20 protein-coding genes, 3 tRNA genes and 1 pseudogene are annotated in these 19,105 nt (G+C 46.4%); 6 read left to right on the top strand and 18 right to left on the bottom strand.

The genetic code is table 11. The features are described from left to right. Positions 1 to 328: 328 nt before the first annotated feature. Positions 329 to 676, bottom strand: a complete 348-nt coding sequence (locus ACM67B_RS05080; protein WP_416190420.1) for an arsenate reductase — start codon at positions 674 to 676, stop codon at positions 329 to 331. Positions 677 to 808: 132 nt separating this feature from the next. On the opposite strand from ACM67B_RS05080, the gene ACM67B_RS05075 reads away from it, so the two are divergent. After that, entirely contained in the window at positions 809 to 1,459 is a 651-nt protein-coding gene (locus ACM67B_RS05075; protein WP_416190419.1) for a hypothetical protein, read from the top strand. A gap of 6 nt (positions 1,460 to 1,465) precedes the next feature. Here ACM67B_RS05075 and ACM67B_RS05070 read toward each other — a convergent pair. The 5 genes and pseudogenes from ACM67B_RS05070 to ACM67B_RS05050 form a co-directional block, all read right to left on the bottom strand. Beyond that, positions 1,466 to 1,579 (bottom strand): annotated as a pseudogene (locus ACM67B_RS05070) (phage virion morphogenesis protein); the annotation flags it as partial. A 190-nt stretch (positions 1,580 to 1,769) separates the two neighbouring features. Continuing rightward, positions 1,770 to 2,486: a tRNA (guanosine(46)-N7)-methyltransferase TrmB gene (gene trmB / locus ACM67B_RS05065; protein WP_416190418.1), complete on the bottom strand. Its 717-nt coding sequence runs from the start codon at positions 2,484 to 2,486 to the stop codon at positions 1,770 to 1,772. 295 nt (positions 2,487 to 2,781) lie between these two features. After that, positions 2,782 to 2,872, bottom strand: a tRNA-Ser gene (locus ACM67B_RS05060). Between the two features lie 68 nt (positions 2,873 to 2,940). Beyond that, positions 2,941 to 3,027, bottom strand: a tRNA-Leu gene (locus tag ACM67B_RS05055). A gap of 31 nt (positions 3,028 to 3,058) precedes the next feature. After that, positions 3,059 to 3,145 (bottom strand) — tRNA-Leu (locus ACM67B_RS05050). 80 nt (positions 3,146 to 3,225) lie between these two features. Between ACM67B_RS05050 and rnr the strand changes: the two genes are divergently transcribed. Together rnr and ACM67B_RS05040 are read left to right on the top strand one after the other, a co-directional pair. Continuing rightward, on the top strand, positions 3,226 to 5,715 hold the full coding sequence (gene rnr, locus ACM67B_RS05045) for a ribonuclease R (protein ID WP_416190417.1): 2,490 nt from the start codon (positions 3,226 to 3,228) through the stop codon (positions 5,713 to 5,715). A gap of 48 nt (positions 5,716 to 5,763) precedes the next feature. Then, a complete protein-coding gene (locus tag ACM67B_RS05040; RefSeq protein WP_416190416.1) occupies positions 5,764 to 6,273 on the top strand; it encodes a DotH/IcmK family type IV secretion protein in 510 nt (169 codons plus the stop codon). Between the two features lie 102 nt (positions 6,274 to 6,375). On the opposite strand, the gene ACM67B_RS05035 is transcribed toward ACM67B_RS05040, so the two are convergent. The 5 genes from ACM67B_RS05035 to guaB all read right to left on the bottom strand — a co-directional run bounded on the left by ACM67B_RS05035 (position 6,376) and on the right by guaB (position 11,335). Then, positions 6,376 to 7,125: an RNA-guided endonuclease InsQ/TnpB family protein gene (locus ACM67B_RS05035; protein WP_416190520.1), complete on the bottom strand. Its 750-nt coding sequence runs from the start codon at positions 7,123 to 7,125 to the stop codon at positions 6,376 to 6,378. After that, positions 7,077 to 7,559 (bottom strand): RNA-guided endonuclease InsQ/TnpB family protein, encoded by a 483-nt coding sequence (locus ACM67B_RS05030; RefSeq protein ID WP_416190415.1) that lies wholly within the window; start codon positions 7,557 to 7,559, stop codon positions 7,077 to 7,079. Before ACM67B_RS05030 ends, ACM67B_RS05035 begins: the two co-directional genes overlap by 49 nt. A gap of 452 nt (positions 7,560 to 8,011) precedes the next feature. After that, positions 8,012 to 8,290, bottom strand: a complete 279-nt coding sequence (gene ftsB, locus ACM67B_RS05025) for a cell division protein FtsB (protein WP_416190414.1) — start codon at positions 8,288 to 8,290, stop codon at positions 8,012 to 8,014. Positions 8,291 to 8,307: 17 nt separating this feature from the next. Continuing rightward, on the bottom strand, positions 8,308 to 9,594 hold the full coding sequence (gene eno, locus ACM67B_RS05020; protein WP_416190413.1) for a phosphopyruvate hydratase: 1,287 nt from the start codon (positions 9,592 to 9,594) through the stop codon (positions 8,308 to 8,310). Positions 9,595 to 9,871: 277 nt separating this feature from the next. Beyond that, positions 9,872 to 11,335 carry an IMP dehydrogenase gene (guaB, locus tag ACM67B_RS05015; protein ID WP_416190412.1) on the bottom strand — a complete coding sequence of 488 codons (1,464 nt, stop codon included), beginning with the start codon at positions 11,333 to 11,335 and terminating at the stop codon, positions 9,872 to 9,874. A gap of 226 nt (positions 11,336 to 11,561) precedes the next feature. Between guaB and ACM67B_RS05010 the strand changes: the two genes are divergently transcribed. Beyond that, on the top strand, positions 11,562 to 12,005 hold the full coding sequence (locus ACM67B_RS05010; RefSeq protein ID WP_416190411.1) for a DUF4124 domain-containing protein: 444 nt from the start codon (positions 11,562 to 11,564) through the stop codon (positions 12,003 to 12,005). A gap of 65 nt (positions 12,006 to 12,070) precedes the next feature. Here the strand turns inward: ACM67B_RS05010 and ACM67B_RS05005 are convergent, their stop codons facing one another. The 4 genes from ACM67B_RS05005 to ACM67B_RS04990 all read right to left on the bottom strand — a co-directional run bounded on the left by ACM67B_RS05005 (position 12,071) and on the right by ACM67B_RS04990 (position 16,030). After that, the gene (locus tag ACM67B_RS05005; RefSeq protein ID WP_416190234.1) at positions 12,071 to 13,030 is read right to left on the bottom strand and encodes an IS30 family transposase; all 960 of its coding nucleotides are present in this window, start codon (positions 13,028 to 13,030) and stop codon (positions 12,071 to 12,073) included. Between the two features lie 110 nt (positions 13,031 to 13,140). Next, positions 13,141 to 14,463, bottom strand: a complete 1,323-nt coding sequence (locus tag ACM67B_RS05000) for an anaerobic C4-dicarboxylate transporter (protein WP_198511392.1) — start codon at positions 14,461 to 14,463, stop codon at positions 13,141 to 13,143. 239 nt (positions 14,464 to 14,702) lie between these two features. Beyond that, on the bottom strand, positions 14,703 to 15,578 hold the full coding sequence (locus ACM67B_RS04995; RefSeq protein WP_416190410.1) for an EamA/RhaT family transporter: 876 nt from the start codon (positions 15,576 to 15,578) through the stop codon (positions 14,703 to 14,705). 92 nt (positions 15,579 to 15,670) lie between these two features. Beyond that, positions 15,671 to 16,030, bottom strand: a complete 360-nt coding sequence (locus tag ACM67B_RS04990; RefSeq protein ID WP_416190409.1) for a DUF4870 family protein — start codon at positions 16,028 to 16,030, stop codon at positions 15,671 to 15,673. Between the two features lie 138 nt (positions 16,031 to 16,168). Between ACM67B_RS04990 and ACM67B_RS04985 the strand changes: the two genes are divergently transcribed. Both ACM67B_RS04985 and ACM67B_RS04980 read left to right on the top strand, forming a co-directional pair. Beyond that, positions 16,169 to 16,525, top strand: coding sequence for a RidA family protein (locus ACM67B_RS04985; RefSeq protein ID WP_416190408.1), 357 nt, complete (start codon positions 16,169 to 16,171; stop codon positions 16,523 to 16,525). A gap of 134 nt (positions 16,526 to 16,659) precedes the next feature. Next, positions 16,660 to 17,520: a YgfZ/GcvT domain-containing protein gene (locus ACM67B_RS04980; protein WP_416190407.1), complete on the top strand. Its 861-nt coding sequence runs from the start codon at positions 16,660 to 16,662 to the stop codon at positions 17,518 to 17,520. A gap of 66 nt (positions 17,521 to 17,586) precedes the next feature. On the opposite strand, the gene ubiE is transcribed toward ACM67B_RS04980, so the two are convergent. The 3 genes from ubiE to ACM67B_RS04965 are packed head-to-tail and all read right to left on the bottom strand — an operon-like array spanning position 17,587 to position 19,032. After that, positions 17,587 to 18,324: a bifunctional demethylmenaquinone methyltransferase/2-methoxy-6-polyprenyl-1,4-benzoquinol methylase UbiE gene (ubiE, locus tag ACM67B_RS04975; RefSeq protein WP_095502595.1), complete on the bottom strand. Its 738-nt coding sequence runs from the start codon at positions 18,322 to 18,324 to the stop codon at positions 17,587 to 17,589. Positions 18,325 to 18,361: 37 nt separating this feature from the next. After that, positions 18,362 to 18,793, bottom strand: coding sequence for a gamma-butyrobetaine hydroxylase-like domain-containing protein (locus ACM67B_RS04970; protein WP_416190406.1), 432 nt, complete (start codon positions 18,791 to 18,793; stop codon positions 18,362 to 18,364). After that, the gene (locus tag ACM67B_RS04965; protein WP_416190405.1) at positions 18,790 to 19,032 is read right to left on the bottom strand and encodes a cytochrome b6; all 243 of its coding nucleotides are present in this window, start codon (positions 19,030 to 19,032) and stop codon (positions 18,790 to 18,792) included. Before ACM67B_RS04965 ends, ACM67B_RS04970 begins: the two co-directional genes overlap by 4 nt. Positions 19,033 to 19,105: the final 73 nt, after the last annotated feature.

The raw sequence follows: 19,105 nt of genomic DNA, 5'->3' as shown, positions 1-19,105 counted from the left end.
TCCGATTAAGGTAAAATATCAAACAGCCTGACTTAACAGGAAAATTTTTTAAAATTCTTTTACATCGCCAAACATCATACTGCAACTCATAGTTCATGCCTAGTGGCTGCCGACAGCTTTTCATTACAATATTGCCAATCGTTTCAGACGGCCATTTGTCTATTATGCGGATTTAATGATAAAGCCATACTTATCCAATTGATTTAATGAGAATAAAAATTAAATCATGATTTAATTTTATCCATCATGTGCTTTAAATAAACGGTTTTATTCAATAGAGAAATTGGGCATATCGTTTGACTCAAATCAAAGGCCGCCTGAAACTTGATTAGCCAAAAATCTGCTGATAATACTCGGCCGAAAAGCCAACATAAAATTGACCGTCTTTATCCAATACCGGGCGTTTAATCACGCCTGGATTTTCAACCATAATACGGACAGCACCCTGCTGCTCAACAGCTTGCGCCTGCGTTTGCTCATCTAATTTGCGCCATGTTGTGCCGCGTTTGTTCAACAAGTTTTCTAAGGGAATTTGTGATAACCATGCCGTGATCAATTCAGGTGTCGGCGGTGATTTTTTGAAATCGACAAACTCGGCTTCTACGCCGTTATCTGCCAGCCATACGCGGGCTTTTTTAACTGTGTCGCAATTGGGAATACCATATAATTTAATCATGTTCAGCCTTTCATTTATTTTTGCTCTGACATTCTACCGAGAGCTTGTACAGTTTGCCACAAAATACGGTAGAATAAACAGCAACGGCTTTGGCCGATATTCCGACACACGACATCATTACGGAGCGACCCGATGAAAAAAACCGTCACGCTTTCTTTAATTGCCGCTGCTGTGCTTATGGCCGGCTGTTCAGACGAAAAACCGAGCAATTCTTTATTTGAAAAAACCATTAATCAATATGCCAAAAATCAAGGTATTTGCCTGCCTTTGGTTTTGAATGTACAAAATCCGCGCGGCAACGACAGCTTCACGCAAGTGCCGATTGGTACGCCTGAAATCAAGTTGGCGGAAAAAGACCGTAAAGGCAACGACATCAACAAAACCGCGTTGAAGCAATTGAGTATTCTGGAAAAAGAAGATTTCTACGAAAAATCTAAAGAGAACATGCCAGTTGCTGCCAATAGCGATGAAACTGTTAAAGTATTGGTTTATAAGTTGACTGAAAAAGGCGAAAAACAAACCCGCGCCAAAGGAAAAATGCCGCATTTCTGCATCGGCCATCAAGAAGTCAATAAAATCAATTGGTACACCGAGCCGAGCCCATCCAACGGCATGACTGTTTCGCGCGTCTCTTACGAGGCGAAGTTTGTGCCGGAAAAATGGATTGGTAATTTATTGAAAGCCGGCGGCAATGCCAAATTGCCATTGGATGAAGTGCGTGTTCAGACAGCCACATTGGTTAAAACCAGCGATGGCTGGAAAGATTCGCGCGAATTGCGTTGATTTAATGTGCTTTGTTTCCGATAAGCGGCGCATAAGCAGATAGCGGTTTTCCACGCCACTGCCCAAACGTTCGAGCTGGTTTTGCACCACAAACAGGTTGTCGATTTGGACTTCAATCATGCTATAATCATCTCAAGACATCGGAAAAGCGGTGATAATCTCGATACCGCAGCCTACCTGAAAGGGTGACCGAGAGCGTGTGCAAGTGATTTCGAGCCTTGCCCGATGTCTTACTTCAACACTTCTTTATATACGATAAAAAGGCCGTCTGAAATATTTGTTTCAGACGGCCTTTTTGCCTTTTTATATTTTATTTAATGCGCTTGAACACCAAATCCCAAACACCATGCCCTAAGCGTTTGCCGCGAGCTTCAAATTTGGTTTCCGGGCGGTAATCCGGTGTCGGTGCGTAATCTTCAGCCGTGTTTTGCAGGCTGTCGAAACCGCTTAATACTTCCAGCATTTGCACAGCATATTCTTCCCAGTCGGTTGCCATGTGGATGTAGCCGCCGATGGCTAATTTCGGTAATAGTTTTTCAACAAAATGTGTTTGCACCAAACGGCGTTTATGGTGGCGTTTTTTGTGCCATGGATCAGGGAAAAAGATGTGAATACCTGATAATGCGCCATCAGCCAGCATATTTTCGACCACTTCCACGGCATCATGGCGCATCACGCGGATGTTGCCAACTTGTTCTTCTTCAATCAGTTTCAAAATATTACCGACGCCGGGGCCGTGTACATCAATCGCCAGAAAATCCGTTTCCGGCAAACGCTTGGCAATCTCGACCGTAGCCGTACCCATGCCAAAGCCGATTTCCAAAACTTTAGGATTGTCGCGGCCGAAATGTTGGTTTAAATCAATAATGGCATCTTGATAGTCAACACCGAATTGCGGCCACATGGTATCGATGGCACGCTGTTGTGCGGCAGTCATATGGCCTTGGCGCAACACAAAGCTGCGGATAGAACGCAAATGCTCGGCAGGCACTTGGTTTTCTTCGTGATTTTGAGTGGAATCTTTCATGCTGGTTAAATCTTTACAATCGATATGAGGATATAAAAGGTTGAAGCTTTTACAAGAGCCAAATTTAAGGGGGCACTTAAACCAGGCAAGTTAATAATGTAATACAGACATATTATCAAGATTGGATATATTTTCAATCAGTGCAGATAGATTGACACAAATCTCAAACATCTGAACGCCACCACATACTTTTAATGTCAATATAATACAGTAATTATACTCGGCACAACCCAAAAAATATTTCTTATATAAAGAAATAACCCTATGTACAATCATAGGGTTATTTCTTAAAATTTGGCAGAGGGGAAGGGATTCGAACCCTCGATACGCTATTAACGTATACACACTTTCCAGGCGTGCGACTTAAACCACTCATCCACCCCTCTATAAGAAAAATTATTTGCCGATTCACATCACACAAACAATAAAAAATCCGGTTTCAAACCGGAAGTTTTGGTGCCCAGGAGAAGACTCGAACTTCCACACCCGTGAGGATACTAGCACCTGAAGCTAGCGCGTCTACCAATTCCGCCACCTGGGCATTCAATTGTTTAAAGCAAAGAGACTAATCTTGGTGCCCAGGAGAAGACTCGAACTTCCACGCCCGTAAGGACACTAGCACCTGAAGCTAGCGCGTCTACCAATTCCGCCACCTGGGCTTTGCTTTATTTACCGTTTTACGTTACAGTACCGAAGGTGCTGCTGAAACGAAGTGGCTATTATATATTTACAACGAAGAATGTCAACTGTAAAAATGAATAAAAAAATTAAATCATTAAATCTACGAGAAAAAGATCCTTACTTAGAGCGAGAAAAGCAACGTTACGCTGAGCCGTTGCCCAGCCGAGAGTGGGTAATTGAATTATTAGAACAAAAAGGCGTGCCGACCAAAATCGATGCCTTGGCACGCGAGCTCTCGATTAAAGACGAAGAATACGAATTTTTTGAACGCCGTCTGAAAGCCATGGCGCGTGATGGTCAGGTATTGATTAACCGTCGTGGCGCAGTGTGTGCAGCGGATAAACTGGCCTTGGTTAAATGCCGTGTTGAAGCACATAAAGACGGCTTCGGTTTTGCTGTACCATTAGAAAAAACCGGCGAAGGCGATTTTGTTTTATACGAACGCCAAATGCGCGGCGTGATGCATGGCGATATTGTCACCGTGCGTCCTGCCGGCATCGACCGTCGCGGCCGTCGTGAAGGCATGGTGCTGGATATTGTTGAGCGCGCACAGGTCCAAGTGGTCGGTCGTTTCTATATTGATCGCGGCATTGCAATTTTGGAAGCAGAAGACAAACGCTTAACCCAAAGCATCGTATTAGAACCTGAAAGCGTGGCGCAATTTAAGCCTGAATCCGGCCAAGTGATTGTGGCCGAAATCGAGAGTTACCCTGAATTGCACCGCCCTGCTGTAGCCAAAATCATCGAAGTGTTGGGCGAATATGCCGACAGTGGCATGGAGATCGAAATTGCTGTGCGCAAACATCATTTGCCGCACCAATTTAGCGAAGCCTGTCAAAAAGCGGCTACAAAAATTCCTGATCATGTGCGTAAAAGCGATTTGAAAGGCCGCGTAGATTTACGCGATTTGCCTTTAGTAACCATTGATGGCGAAACCGCGCGTGACTTTGACGATGCAGTGTACGCCGAGCACATTGGCCGCAATTTCCGCTTAGTGGTGGCGATTGCCGATGTCAGCCATTATGTGCGCCCGGGCGATGCGATTGACAACGATGCCATCGAGCGCAGCACCAGCGTGTACTTTCCGCGCCGCGTGATTCCGATGCTGCCTGAGAATCTTTCCAACGGCATTTGCTCACTGAATCCCGATGTCGAGCGTTTGTGTATGGTTTGCGATATGTCCATCACTTATGCCGGTAATGTGAAAGAATATAAATTCTATCCGGCGGTAATGCGTTCTCACGCCCGCTTGACGTACAACCAAGTATGGCAATGGATTCAGGAAGGTTCTGATAATCCGCTGAAGCCGCAAATCGATACCTTATATAAACTTTTCCAAGTGCTGCAGAAAAAACGCCAAGATCGCGGCGCAGTCGAATTTGAGAGCGTGGAAACGCAGATGATTTTCGACGACAACGGAAAAATCGACAAAATCGTGCCGGTGCATCGTAATGATGCGCATAAACTGATTGAAGAATGTATGCTGGCGGCGAACGTGTGCGCAGCAGATTTTCTGCTGAAAAACAAACATACCGCCCTATTCCGCAACCACTTAGGCCCGACACCTGAAAAATTGGCGACCTTGCGCGAGCAATTGGGTTTGCTAGGCTTGACCTTGGGCGGCGGCGATAAACCAACTCCGAAAGATTATGCCGCCTTGGCACAGCAATTCAAAGGCCGACCGGATGAAGAGTTGCTGCAAGTGATGATGTTGCGCTCGATGCAGCAGGCAGTTTATGAGCCGCATAACGATGGTCACTTTGGCTTGGCTTACGAATCATACGCCCACTTCACTTCGCCTATCCGCCGCTATCCGGATTTGACCGTGCATCGCGCCATTAAAGCCGTGTTGCAAGGCGAAAAATACACGCCGCAAAAAACATGGCAGGCATTGGGTGTGCATACTTCATTCTGCGAGCGTCGTGCCGATGATGCCAGCAAAGACGTTGAAAACTGGCTGAAAACTTATTACATGCGCGATAAAGTGGGTGAAGTATTCAAAGGCAAAATTTCCGGCATGACCAGCTTCGGCATTTTTGTTACCTTAGACAACATCCACATCGACGGCTTAGTGCACATCAGCGACTTGGGTGAAGATTATTTCAATTTCCGTCCGGAGATCATGGCTATTGGAGGTGAACGCAGCGGCGTGCGCTTCAGCATGGGCGATGAATTAATGGTTAAAGTTGCCCGTGCCGATTTGGACACCAGCAAGATTGATTTGGTATTGGTAAAAGGCAATGAAAACGGCACAAAAAGCCGTCGCTCAAATTCACGCGCTGCAGCCAAAAATGAAAGCAGACAGCCCGCCGTAGCCGAAAAAGCCAAAACACACAGTAAGAAACTGTCGGTTAAAGAAATTGACGAGCAAATGGCCGCCGCCAAGCAAAAACCTTCACGCCATAAAACGGATGAACACAAGCAAGCTGCCAAACCTAAAGCAGCAAAAAGCAAAAAATCATCTAAAAAGAAAGGCGTGAAAGTCAAAGTGAAAAACAGCGGTGAGCATTCCGGCAAACGCAAAGGTCGAAGCAAAACCAAATCTTGATATAAAAATTAACAAAGGCCGTCTGAATGGATAAAGCCACCTATTCAGATGGTTTTTATTATTGGGAAATCATATAAAAAATCAGATGTGTCGGCCATCTTTGATGAAGAAGACCCAAAGGCAAACCTTTTATTTATCAAAGCTGTAAATGATTATTCGCAAGGCAACTTTACTGTTAAATTAGCAGACAATCCCGTACCAATCGTATTTTCTTATGCAACAAACCAGCGTAATACAGATTGTTTGTTGACTGTCAGAATGAATAATCTGTCAAAGGCCAGCAAAATCGAAAGTAAAGGGTACATGGAAAAATCACTTGATGCCAGTTTAAACACCGTACTTCATGGAGTCGCTCCCAAAGGCAGTCGCCCTATGAGAACTTCAAACAAAGAAATCAGTGCATGGTTGACGGCAGATAATGATGTTGTAATCCGTAGCCCGTACACAATTATTGCACCAATGCCAAAATCAAGAATTGGCAGCCCTGATGGTCACTGGGTTTTCCGTGTCGTTGACATCCTCCCCAGCATGAATGCAGGGGATTCCTACTGTGGTTAGCGATGTTCTGCTCACTCACTTCGGTGGGTTCGTGCTGCTGACAACCTACTGCATTGTTCACTTCACACGCGCTACGGGCAAGTCCTGCCCTGATTTAACTGTTTACTGCGCTGCCAGTATTTCCTGACCGCGTTTCAATACATTGATTGCACCGACTACATCGGCATTGTTTTGATAGCCGCATTCCACACACTCAAAGTTTGCCTGTGTTTGGCGGTTGTCTTTCGCAGTATGTCCGCAAGCAGGGCAACAACGGCTGGTGTTTTGTGGTGGAACGGCAATCAGATGTCCGCCATTCCACAACAATTTGTAATCCAACTGTCGCCGAAACTCAGACCAAGACTGGTCTAAAATCGACCGATTTAAGCCTGATTTCTGCTTCACGTTTTTGCCGTGTTGCTCTGCGGTTCCTTTGGCAGATTTCGACATATTCGCCACTTGCAAATCTTCCACAAACACAATCGCGTGGTTTTGGCTGATTGCGCTGCTGATTTGGTGCAGGTAGTTTTTGCGTATATTGGCGATTTTGTGGTGCAATTTGCTGATTTTCGCTTTCAGTTTCTGCCAATTTTTTGAAAACTTGGTTTTGTGTTTAAACTGCTTTTGCAGTTTGGCTAACTTACCTTTTAGCATTTTGAATGCATCGATTGGTTTAAAAAATTGACCGTCCGACAAAGTTGCAAAACGAGCAACACCCATATCAATGCCAATTTCTCCGCCTTTGGGCATAGGGATTTCAGTTTCACATTCAGTTTGAATAGAAACGTACCATTTACCACATTTTTGGCTAACCGTTACGTTTTTCAGGCAGCCTGAAACATTGCGGCTGTTGCGATAGCGTACCCAACCGATTTTCGGCAGCCAAATGCGGTTATTTTGCTGTCCAGCTTACAACCTTGTGGGAAACGGAAACTGTCCTTTGCGCCTTTCTTTTTGAATTGAGGAAAATCGGCACGTTTGGCGAAAAAGTTTTTGAAACCACGTTCTAAGTCTTTTAAACTTTGTTGCAAAACTTGGCTGTGACAGTCTTTGAGCCAGTCTAACTCTTGTTTCCATTCAGGCAGCAAGTTTGCGATTTTTGCGTAGCTGAACTTGAATGATTTGTCGGCTTCGTACTGCTTGTTTTGATACGCCAAAGCCCGATTGAACACAAAACGGCTGCAACCGCAAAATTGTTTCATTTTACGGATTTGCTCGCCATTTGGCATGAGTTCAAACTTGAATGCTTTGAGTATCAACATGGTTTCGCAGATAACTTGAACAATTACTTTTTTATTAGCTTTCATAAGAGATACCCCTATATTGGATTTTTATCATTCAATAGAACATATATTTCTAATTTTTCTGTATAACTAACCGAGCTGAATTATAACGATCGAACAAAATAAGAAGCGGATTTTATTTCGATCGAATAATGTTTCACCCCATCAAAATGAAACATCATTCAAAATATTTTTTACCCTATACTAACGTTCAAATATTTTTTATTAAAAAAATCAAATAATAATCGTCACATATTCAGTTTTTTAACGAATTTAACCCTAAATTACAAAATTTACTTATATTAATATTTATTGAAATATTAATTGCTTTTGCATTACATAATTACAATATTAATATATTATTTGTTATTTATCGAAATAAGAAAGCTGGCCGTTATTCTAAATAACGGCCAGCTTAATAGTATTAACAATATCTATAACTTCAGATGATTCAACTATTATCTAAAGCTTAAACATTAATGATTACGTTCAATAAAACGGTAATAGGTTTCACCGTCCTGCACATAGCCCAGCTCTACTCGGGCAATTTCGGAAATAGCTTCTTGACCATTGGCCAAATCATCCACTTCCGCAGCTAAGAAATTATTACGCAAAGTGAGTGTTTGATTTTTTTCCTCTTGCAATGTTAGTTGTTCCTTCAACTCATCCGAATGTCCCCAACTACCTTTACCAAACCAAAGGCTATACTGAAAACACACCAGTGCAACGGATAAAACAATGGTCACCCACTTCATGTAGCATACTTCCTCTTTTATTTACCCAATTGGTAGAAGGCGGCTTTGCCCGGATAGTAAGCAGCTTCAGCCAATTCTTCTTCAATGCGCAGCAATTGGTTGTATTTCGCCATACGGTCAGAGCGGCTTAATGAACCGGTTTTGATCTGCATGCAGTTGGTCGCCACGGCCAAGTCGGCAATGGTACTGTCTTCGGTTTCACCTGAGCGGTGGCTCATTACGCTGGCGTAACGGTTGCGTTTGGCCAAATCAACGGCTTGCAAGGTTTCGCTCAAGGTACCGATTTGGTTTACTTTCACCAACAATGCGTTGGCCACGCCTTTTTCAATGCCTTCGGCCAAGATTTTCGGATTGGTCACGAACAAATCGTCGCCGACCAATTGTACTTTGCCGCCCAATTTGTCGGTGAGCAGTTTCCAACCATCCCAGTCGTTTTCATCCATACCGTCTTCGATAGAGATGATTGGGTATTTGGCTACTAAATCAGCCAAGTAGTTGGCAAATTCTTCGCTGCTGTAGGCTTGGCCTTCGGCTTCCAAGTGGTATTGGCCGTCTTTGTAGAATTCGCTTGATGCGCAATCCAAGGCAAACAATACATCTTCACCGGCTTTGTAACCTGCGGCTTCGGTGGCTTCTACCATCAATTGCAGCGCTTCTTCGTGACTGTTCAGGTTAGGGGCAAAACCGCCTTCGTCACCTACGGTAGTCGGGAAGCCTTTGCTGTCGCACAATTTTTTCAGCGCGTGGAAAATTTCCGCACCGCAACGCAAAGCTTCGCGGAATGATTTTGCGCCAACCGGCATAATCATAAATTCTTGAATATTCAAGCTGTTGTTGGCATGTTCGCCGCCGTTGATGACATTCATCATCGGTACTGGCAGAGCCATCGGACCGGCACCGCCCAAGTAGCGGTACAGCGGCAAGCCTGAATCTTCAGCTGCAGCGCGGGCAACTGCCATAGACACGGCCAAAGTTGCATTTGCACCCAAACGGCCTTTGTTGTCAGTACCATCTAATTCCAGCATGATTTGATCGATGTAAGACTGCTCGTTGGCATCCACACCAATCAAAGCTTGGGCGATTTCGTTATTGACATGCTCAACCGCAGTCAACACACCTTTGCCCAAATAACGGCTTTTATCGCCGTCACGCAATTCCAGCGCTTCTTTTTGGCCGGTTGACGCGCCACTTGGCACGGCAGCTCGCCCCATTACGCCTGATTCCAACAACACATCACACTCAACGGTAGGATTACCGCGTGAGTCCAAGATTTCGCGGGCAAAAATATCAACGATTACGCTCATGAGCATTCTCCAAATAAAGGGAAGGGAAAAATCAGCTTTTGAAAAGCTGCAAATGTATTCAGACGGCAGCATAAAGGCCGTCTGAACAATGAACAGCAGCTTTTCATTAATCTTTATACATCGGTTTATTCATTTATCAAACCGACTCAATCAAACTGGTATAGTTTAACAGTTTTTCAGACGGCCTGATAGCCGAGAAGGCAGATATTAAGCAAAAGGCCGTCCGAAAAGCATTATACAGAAAACTTTTCAAACGGCCTTGATTCAGATTAACAAATTAACGGTGATAATTCGGCGCTTCTTTGGTGATTTGCACATCGTGAACGTGTGATTCGTTCATACCGGCGGAAGTGATTTCCACAAATTCGGCTTTCTCGTGCATCTCATTAATACTTGCGCAACCCAAATAACCCATGCTCGAGCGCAAACCGCCCATCAATTGATGAATGATGTTGATAATCGGGCCTTTGTACGGCACACGACCTTCAATGCCTTCCGGCACGTATTTGTCGGTGCTGTCGGTTTTGTCTTGGAAATAGCGGTCGGCAGAACCTTGGCTCATCGCGCCCAGTGAACCCATGCCGCGGTAAGATTTGTATGAGCGACCTTGATAGAGTTCGATTTCGCCCGGCGCTTCTTCGGTACCGGCAAACATACCGCCCAGCATCACGCTGTAGGCACCTGCGGCCAATGCTTTAGAAATATCGCCTGAGAAGCGGATACCGCCATCAGCAATCAATGGTACGCCTGTGCCTTTCAAGGCTTCGGAAACATTGTGTACGGCAGTCAGTTGCGGTACACCGACACCGGCCACGATACGGGTCGTACAAATCGAACCCGGGCCGATACCCACTTTCACTGCATCCGCACCGGCCGCCACCAAATCCAACGCCGCTTGGGCAGTGGCAATATTGCCACCAATTACCTGTACTTGCGGATAGTTTTGTTTCACCCAGCGCACACGTTCAATCACACCTTGGCTGTGGCCGTGGGCAGTATCAACCACAATTACGTCGACACCGGCTTCTACCAAGGCTTTGACACGCGCTTCGGTGTCGCCGCCGGTGCCTACCGCCGCACCGACACGCAGACGGCCTTCGGAATCTTTGTTGGCATTTGGGAATTCGGTGTTTTTCAGAATATCTTTAACCGTAATCAAGCCTTTAAGTTCGTCTTGCCCGTTCAACACCAAAACACGCTCAACTTTATGCTGATGCATTAATTCGCGCGCTTCTTCAATGCTGGTGCCTTCGACTACGGTCACTAAACGATCGCGCGGGGTCATAATGGCCGATACCGGCAAATCTAAACGCTCTTCAAAACGCAAATCGCGGTTAGTCACAATGCCGATCACTTTGCCGTTTTCCACCACTGGCAAGCCCGACATTTTGCGTTTGCGTTCGGCACGTTGTTTCAGCAAATCGCCAATCAACACATCCGGCGCCACAGTAATCGGATCTTTCACGATGCCGCTTTCATGGCGCTTCACTTTCGATACCGCACGCGCTTGCAGCTCCGGCGTCATGTTTTTATGGATAATACCGATACCGCCTTCCTGCGCCATTGAAATGGCCAGCTTGGCTTCGGTTACAGTATCCATCGCAGCGGAAAGTAAAGGAATATTGAGCGTGATTTCGCGGGTGAGTTTGGTTTGAAGTTTGACGTCGCGCGGCAGCACGGTTGAGTGTGCAGGAACCAATAAAACGTCGTCAAAAGTATAGGCTTTTTCTACGATACGCATGATGCTCAGGCTTTCAGTTTGTGCAAGATGCACGGCATTATAACATGTAAAGAATCGACTTAACAGAATCACTTGCTTATTTGCACTAATTTTTTACAATTTAATCTATTTGCTGCGCAAGAAGCTTATTCCCTACTAAATTTTCGCTGATTTTTATGACATTCCGCTTAAAAACCAAGTAAAATATCGAAAACAACACAAAATACCCTTTTACTCGAAAAACCCTATGAAAACGACTCTAACATACACCCTGCTAACCCTTTGCTTATCCTTCACTGCCGCCACCACTTCAGCCAACAGCGTGTACACATGGCGCAATACCAACGGCACCACCACTTATTCCGATGTGCCGCATCGTCTGCAACCTGCGCGTAGCAACACCATGAATGTGCGCACACACACTGTTTACCAGCCGGTTAAAGCAGCTGCCCCAGCACCAAGCGAAGGCTCGATTGCCGAGCAGCAAAATCAGCTCAACCAGCGAATCACCGAAGCCAATAAGCAGATCGAAGCGCAAAATCAAAAAATCGCTGAAGACAACCAATCGATGAAAGACGACAACTGCAAAGCTGCCCGTCTCAATCGTGATTACGCCGAATCTGCCCGCGCCAATAATCGTGAAGCATTGAAGCAACGCTACGATGCCGACATCAGCAAATATTGCAACTGATTCACAAATCTAAAAGGCCGTCTGAAATTTCAGACGGCCTTACATTCGCATTTCAAGTGCAACGCTCAAATGCCATTGGCAAGGGCTGCTGAAAACAGATCACCCGGTGTCTCATAGTCCAATGTCTTTCTCGGTCGGCGGTTAAGGGCCTCCTCAACCGCTTTAATCTTTTTAGCACCCAGTTTCCTAAAATCCGTCCCTTTGGGGAAGTATTGTCTGATCAGCCCGTTGGTATTTTCCACCAAGCCTTTTTCCCAAGAATGGTATGGACGGCAGAAGTAAGTTTCCGCACCCAGGGCTTTGGCAAAGGTTTTATGCCGGTAAAACTCTTTACCGTTATCCAAAGTAATCGTTTGAATGATATCTTTAAACGGCTTCAATGCCCGAATCACTACCCGGGCTACATCTTCTGCTTTGAAATTGCTGATTTTGCGGATAACGACAAATTTGGTTTTTCTTTCAACAGCAACCACCAGTCCGCTTTTTTGGTCTTTACCGACAATAGTGTCCATCTCGAAATCGCCGACCCGCTCTTTTTGATCAACAATGGCAGGTCTGTGTTCAATGTCGGTTCTGTCCGGTACGCTGCCTTTTGTCCATGCACCGCTGCCGTATTTTCTGCGGTAGGGTTTGGAAACGATACGCAGATGGGTGTACAGGTCGCCGCCGTTTTGACGGTCTTTGGCGAGATAGCGGTAAAGGGTGCTGTGGTGCAGTTTGATGTGTTGATGTTTCAGCAGGTAGCCGCAGACTTGTTCGGGGCTGTATTTTTGGGTAATCAGTTTGTTAACAGTCTGTTTGACGGCAGTAGTCAGTTTGGTTGGCTTTTTGTTTTTCTTTTTAACTTCGCTTTGCTGTTGTGTTTTTCGGTAACAGTAGGTTCCGTTGACGGAATGCCGTCTGATTTCCCGACTGACGGTGGCGGGATGACAACCGATGTTCTGTGCGATTTGGTTTAGGGGTAGGTTGCGGTAATGTCTGGAAATGTAGTATCTTTGGTGTGAGGTCAGTTGTGTGTAGGCCATATTGCAATCTTTCTTGTCAGGAAAGGCAGTATACTACCGCATACTGGCCTTTTCTGTTATTGGAAATTGCACTTGTTAGGCGAATGTAAGGGCCTTTTGTTTATATTTAATCACAGAAACATTTTGGCAAACAACAAACCAAAGCCCAAAGAAAACGCCATGCTCAACAAGCCCGGTATCATAAAGCTGTGGTTGAAAATAAACTTGCCGATTTTGGTTGTGCCCGTGCTGTCAAAATCGATGGCAGCAATAATCGGGCCGTAATTCGGGATAAAGAAATAGCCGTTTACCGCCACGAAAGTGCCTAAAATGATTTCGGTTGGGATGCCCAAAGAAATCGCAATCGGAAACAAGGTCGCTACCGTTGCGCCTTGGCTGTTGACCAATACCGACAACACAAACAAAGCAAAAGCAAATGTCCACGGCGCGGCTTCAACCAAGTGCGATACCGCTTCTTTCACTTCCGCCAAATGGCCATGCATCAGCGTATCACCCAACCACGCCACCCCGAATACGGCAATTACCGCGCGCATACCGGCATGGAATACCGAACCGCGTGTGATGTCGTCGCCATTCGGTTTGCACAACAAAATAATAAACGCCGCTGCCGCCAGCATCACAATCTCAATGGTGTGCGCCATGCCCATTGGTTTGGCTTCTTCGCCGAATACCGGACGCAATTCTGGCAACGCGCCCATTATCACCACCAACACTGCTGCCAATAAGAAAATGCCCACCGATAATTTTGCCTGCGGGCTGACGTTGAACGTCTCACGCTCAGATTCATCTACCGCATGCGCGTTCACATAATTCGGGTCTTGCAACAAAGCTTGATAATGCGGATCGTCTTTTAAATCTTTACCCAATTTATTAACAAACACGCAGGCCAAGCCGATGCCCAACAGAGTTGCCGGCATGGTGACTTTTAACACGTCGGTCATGGTGATGTTTTGCGGCTCCAAATAAGTCACCGTTGCCACCACAGCCGCCGCAATCGGGCTGGCCACAATGGCAAACTGCGACGCAATCACCGCCATGGTCAACGGGCGCGATGGTCGGATGCCGTTGCGGCGGCTTACTTCGGCAATCACCGGCAACACCGAATAAGCCACATGGCCGGTGCCTGCCAATACGGTAAACGTCCACGTCACCATCGGCGCGATAAACGTGATGTATTTCGGATTTTTATGCAGCACGCGCGTGGCGATTTTAATCATGTAATCCAAACCACCACTGGCCTGCATCGCCGCCGCCGCCGACACCACCGCCATAATCATCAGCATCACATCAATCGGCGGGCTGGTCGGCTCCATGCCGAAACCAAATGCCAACACCGCCAAACCGATACCGCCCATCACACCCAAGCCAATACCGCCCAGCCTTGCGCCGATTAAAATACACAGCAGCACAATGGCAAACTGAATGAAAAACATGCCAGACATACACACTCCATTATTGATTAATTTGTGAAAACGTTTTGCCGCTTCGCGTAATCAAGCGGCTTTTATTTATGCTTTAAAAACAAACGCAAAAAGCCGGGCGAAAGCACCGGCTATCGTCAACATCAATGTTTTCAATCATACATGAATAAACATAAATAAACAAATTCCTTACATAATATAAAGGCCGTCTGAAATTTCAGACGGCCTTTAAAGATTAAATTACTCTCAACTTACATACCGACAAACCCGCGAATCTGTTCCCAATAAAACAAACATGCAATCGCCACCAAAGCTACGCTGATGCCGGCGGCGTTGATGCTACTGATTTTTTCTTTGAATATCCACGCACCGACTAAAGTGCCCAACACAATCACGCCCATGTTCATGCCCGCGAAAACCAACGTCGGGTTATCGCTCATGGCTTGGTGCGCGCTGATGTAGGTGACGATGTTTAAAAAGTTCAAGCCGCCGAGCAAGACACCACCGATGATGCCTTCTTTAGTCCATTTGGTGCCTTTGGAAAACAGATAAGCAAACATCAAAATCGCCGCCAAGCAAAACGCCACCAATAAATTACCGGCAAACGCCGTGCCGCTTTTGGCCACTTGCTTGAACAAAATATCGATCACACCGTAGCCCGCCCAAACGCCCATCAGCAAACCGATTTGCGTGGTGATGCTGCCCGATTTCTTGCTGCCGTCTGCTTTCCACAGCAAACAAAACAGCGCCACAAATGCCAACGCAATACCAATCAGACGGCCTTCGGTTAATTGTTCACCGAAAATAGCAAACGACGCAACAATCGGCAAAAATAGCGACAGCCGCTGCGCCGCATCCGATTTGACGATGCCGACACTTTCTACTGCTTTACCCATAATCACAAACACACTCGGCAGCAACACGCCCAACGCAGCAAACAGCCACCACGTCGGCAAAAAGCCTGCCGGATTGCTCAAATCCGGCTTCAACACCATCATCGTCAGCGTAATCGCCACAATATAATTCACCGCCACTGCTTGCTCGATTTTGATTTTCTGTTTGCGCGCAACCTTCAGCAACACCGACACCAACACGCTGCACACAATACTGGCAACAAGATAATGCATATTTTCTTTCTCATTCAAAGGGCTAAAACAAACTTCAGACGGCCTTTATTCAAATAAAGGCCGTCTGAAAAATAAGCGGGTGAAATGTAGATTTATAACCAGCCGTCAGGTGAGACCGGCTTGCCGTCATACAGTTTCACAAAGCCGGCAACCACGCGGTAAATAAACCACAAGCTCACGATAAATAAGAACACCAAACCGATGCCAATAAACATCGTTGCCGCGCCGATAATATAGCAAATCACGCATACCCAAAATGTTTTAATTAGGTAGCTGATGTGATTCTCGTAAACCGTGCCGCGCATGTCGTCGCGTTTTACATAGGCCAGAATCACGCCGATGATGCATGAAAATGCGGTGAAAATAGTCAACGCATACAGGCCGTAAATCACCATCATATAAGTTCGGCGGTTGTCGTTGGCTGGTGTTTGGGTGGGAATAATGTCGTTCATTTTTGCCCCTGAAATTTGAATTTTGCGGATGTTGATATTATAGTGGCTTAAATTTTAAGAAGTGCCAGCCTTGTGCCGGCCTTTGGTGAAACTTTGTTTACTATACCATACATCACTTTTAAAATCAGGAGTTCCGACATGAGCATTGAATATTTCGGCCAACACGCCCGCCTATCCGAAGCCACCGTAGCCAATGGCTTCGTGTTCCTATCCGGCATGGTGCCTGAAAACACCGAACAAGCCGATGCGAAAACGCAAACCGCCGATGTGTTGGCGCAAATTGAATCATGGTTACAACAATGCGGCTCCAGCAAACAGCATATTGTCGAAGCCACCATTTATCTGACCGATATGGCCGACTACGCCGCGATAAACGAAGCTTGGGATGCATGGGTCGATCCCAAACATTCCCCTGCCCGCGCCTGCGTAGAAGCCAAACTGGCCAAGCCGGAATGGAAAGTCGAAATCAAGGTTTCAGCAGTTCAGGCGAAATAATAATTTCAGGCCGTCTGAAAACATCGGCAGATATTCAGACGGCCTAAGAGATTTGGTCTTTATTTTGATGATAACGACCCCATATCATCGCCATTGCAAACCTTATTTCTGACTGTTACCAAGGAATCCCCACCATGCAAACCCGCCTGCCTTTCTTCTGCGTTATCCGTGTCAGCGGTGACGACCGAGCCGATTTTTTACACAATCAATTGTCAAACGACATTCAAAACCTAGCCACCGACCAAGCCTGTTACGCCACGTACAACACAGCCAAAGGCCGCGTATTGGCCAATATGATCGTGCTCAACCGCGGCGATGATTTGCTGCTGGTGATGGCGCAAGATTTGATTGAACCGATTATCAAAAAATTGCGCATGTATGTGCTTCGCGCCAAAGTGGTATTTGAGCCCTTGGCCGATTTTACCGTGGCCGGAGAATTGGCCGACGATGCCAAAGCCGTGATTGCCGATGAACCGAGCTTGACTTTTGCCGCTGAAAACCAAAACGATGTTTGGCACATTCACCTGCCGCACACAGGCCGTCTGAAAGTCGGTTTGGCAGAACAATTACCACCACACGACGCAGCCGCAGAAAATGCTTGGAATCTGCACGAAATCCGCAGTGGCTACGCTTGGATTTCTGCTGCCACCAAAGAAACCTCTGTGGCGCAAATGCTCAACCAACACATCATTGGCGGCGTTCATTTCCGTAAAGGCTGCTACCCGGGTCAGGAAATCATTGCCCGCGCCCAATACCGCGGCCAAGTGAAACGCGGTTTGGCCGTATTGAGCGGCAACTCATTAGAAGCGGCGGGCATTGCGGTGCAAGTCGGTGGCGAAGAAGCCGGCCAAATCATCAATACCGCCTTCACCGACAACGGCAGCTTAAGCTTAGCCGTGATTAAATTTTCCGCTGCCGATGCGGCATTAACCGATGCCGATGGCAATGCTTTAGCGGTAGAACAATTATTCTTTACGGTTGAGCCGAAAGAATAAGTAAGATAAAGAAAGGCCGTCTGAACTTCAGACGGCCTTTCTTGATTGGTTCACACCAACCTAAAATCAAAACTTCACACCTTTATGCAAGGCTACAATACCCGCGCTCATGTTGTGGTAATCCACGCTATCGAAACCAGCTTCCAGCATCATTTGCTTCAGCGTTTCTTGATCAGGGTGCATGCGGATGGATTCGGCTAAGTATTGGTAGCTGTCAGCATCTTTGGCAATTAGCTTGCCCATCACCGGCAGCAATTTAAACGAATATAAATCGTATGCGCCGGATAATGGCTTGTAAACCTTAGAAAATTCCAATACCAGCAGTGTGCCGCCCGGTTTCAATACACGGTACATTTCTTTCAATGCGGCATCTTTGTGTGTCATGTTGCGCAAACCAAACGCCACCGAAACTAAGTTGAAATAGTTATCCGGAAACGGCAATTTTTCCGCATCGGCCAGCGATACCGGCAAAATCAAACCTTCGTTGAGCAAACGGTCGCGACCAACGGTGAGCATTGATGAATTGATGTCGGTCAGCCACACTTCGCCTTCTTTGCCCACGCGTTTTGCCCAGCCGCGCGACAAGTCGCCTGTACCACCGGCGATGTCCAACACTTTATCGCCTTTTTTCAAACGCGCGGTATTGATGGTGAAATGCTTCCACACACGGTGCAAACCGCCCGACATCACGTCATTCATGATGTCGTAGTTTTTCGCTACCGAGTGGAACACTTCGGCAACTTTGCCGGCTTTTTCATCTTCATCGACGGTTGAAAAACCGAAGTGGGTTTTGTGGTCGCTCATAATCTGCTTTCTTCAATGGAATAGGTTGTGTCTCTGCTTAATGGCTGCAACCGCAGCTGCCGCCGCCACAAGAATGACCGGCTTTGGCTTGCGCCGCCAAATCTTCAGCTGTCGGAATGCGTGATGCACCGGCCAATTCAATGCGGCGCAAGTAATCGGCCCACATTTCATCATATTGGTAGGCCAATTTGTGTAAATACGGCCAATCATACAAACCACTGTCGTGGCCGTCTGAAAAAGTGATTTTCAGCGCATACTGGCCGACCGGCTCCAAGCCCATAATGGTGACATCGGCTTTGCCTGTTTGTAAAACTTCCTGCCCCGGCGCATGGCCGCGCACTTCAGCGCTGGGTGAATACACGCGCAAAAATTCGGCCGGCAGGCTTTTGTGTTCGCCATTGTAAACCAAAGTCAGGGCGACGCGGCCGTTTTGCAGGCGGATTTCTTCGGGGGTTTGGTGTTCGCTCATTTGATTACTTTCGTACTGTTTTTGCGCAGTATAGCCACTCTGATGGAAAAAATGCCGCCCAAAACAGCAAACAGCACCAGCGCATACAAAGAAACGCGCATGGCCATAATTTGATGATTCATGCTCAAACCCAAAGGCGCAACCATTAACACGACAAACACCAAAAAAGTCAACATCATCAACGCAATACACACAAACGCATAACGCGTGTTGGCTTGAATTTTCGGATTGGTCATCATGGCAGCCGATGGGATGAAAACGGTATTTTAACAGCTTTCCGGTTAAATTTCGATAATCCTTAAACGGCTTCGC

The organism is Neisseria sp. CCUG17229 (genome assembly GCF_047839235.1).
Classification (GTDB): Bacteria; Pseudomonadota; Gammaproteobacteria; order Burkholderiales; family Neisseriaceae; genus Neisseria; species Neisseria brasiliensis.
Note: the sequence above shows the minus strand (reverse complement) of the source record. Positions and strands in the feature narration are given on the sequence as shown.

Bases quoted from the DNA above. Each gene is read 5' to 3' on its own strand.
- ftsB (WP_416190414.1), bottom strand. From the start codon at position 8,290: ATGAAGTGGGTGACCATTGTTTTATCCGTTGCACTGGTGTGTTTTCAG.
- ACM67B_RS05010 (WP_416190411.1), top strand. From the start codon at position 11,562: ATGAAAACGACTCTAACATACACCCTGCTAACCCTTTGCTTATCCTTC.
- ACM67B_RS04990 (WP_416190409.1), bottom strand. From the start codon at position 16,030: ATGAACGACATTATTCCCACCCAAACACCAGCCAACGACAACCGCCGA.
- ubiE (WP_095502595.1), bottom strand. From the start codon at position 18,324: ATGAGCGACCACAAAACCCACTTCGGTTTTTCAACCGTCGATGAAGAT.
- ACM67B_RS04970 (WP_416190406.1), bottom strand. From the start codon at position 18,793: ATGAGCGAACACCAAACCCCCGAAGAAATCCGCCTGCAAAACGGCCGC.
- ACM67B_RS05040 (WP_416190416.1), top strand. From the start codon at position 5,764: ATGGTTTTTATTATTGGGAAATCATATAAAAAATCAGATGTGTCGGCC.
- ACM67B_RS05005 (WP_416190234.1), bottom strand. From the start codon at position 13,030: ATGGCCTACACACAACTGACCTCACACCAAAGATACTACATTTCCAGA.
- ACM67B_RS05030 (WP_416190415.1), bottom strand. From the start codon at position 7,559: ATGAAAGCTAATAAAAAAGTAATTGTTCAAGTTATCTGCGAAACCATG.
- trmB (WP_416190418.1), bottom strand. From the start codon at position 2,486: ATGAAAGATTCCACTCAAAATCACGAAGAAAACCAAGTGCCTGCCGAG.
- ACM67B_RS04980 (WP_416190407.1), top strand. From the start codon at position 16,660: ATGCAAACCCGCCTGCCTTTCTTCTGCGTTATCCGTGTCAGCGGTGAC.
- ACM67B_RS04995 (WP_416190410.1), bottom strand. From the start codon at position 15,578: ATGCATTATCTTGTTGCCAGTATTGTGTGCAGCGTGTTGGTGTCGGTG.
- rnr (WP_416190417.1), top strand. From the start codon at position 3,226: ATGTCAACTGTAAAAATGAATAAAAAAATTAAATCATTAAATCTACGA.
- ACM67B_RS05000 (WP_198511392.1), bottom strand. From the start codon at position 14,463: ATGTTTTTCATTCAGTTTGCCATTGTGCTGCTGTGTATTTTAATCGGC.
- ACM67B_RS05080 (WP_416190420.1), bottom strand. From the start codon at position 676: ATGATTAAATTATATGGTATTCCCAATTGCGACACAGTTAAAAAAGCC.
- guaB (WP_416190412.1), bottom strand. From the start codon at position 11,335: ATGCGTATCGTAGAAAAAGCCTATACTTTTGACGACGTTTTATTGGTT.
- eno (WP_416190413.1), bottom strand. From the start codon at position 9,594: ATGAGCGTAATCGTTGATATTTTTGCCCGCGAAATCTTGGACTCACGC.
- ACM67B_RS04985 (WP_416190408.1), top strand. From the start codon at position 16,169: ATGAGCATTGAATATTTCGGCCAACACGCCCGCCTATCCGAAGCCACC.
- ACM67B_RS04965 (WP_416190405.1), bottom strand. From the start codon at position 19,032: ATGATGACCAATCCGAAAATTCAAGCCAACACGCGTTATGCGTTTGTG.
- ACM67B_RS05075 (WP_416190419.1), top strand. From the start codon at position 809: ATGAAAAAAACCGTCACGCTTTCTTTAATTGCCGCTGCTGTGCTTATG.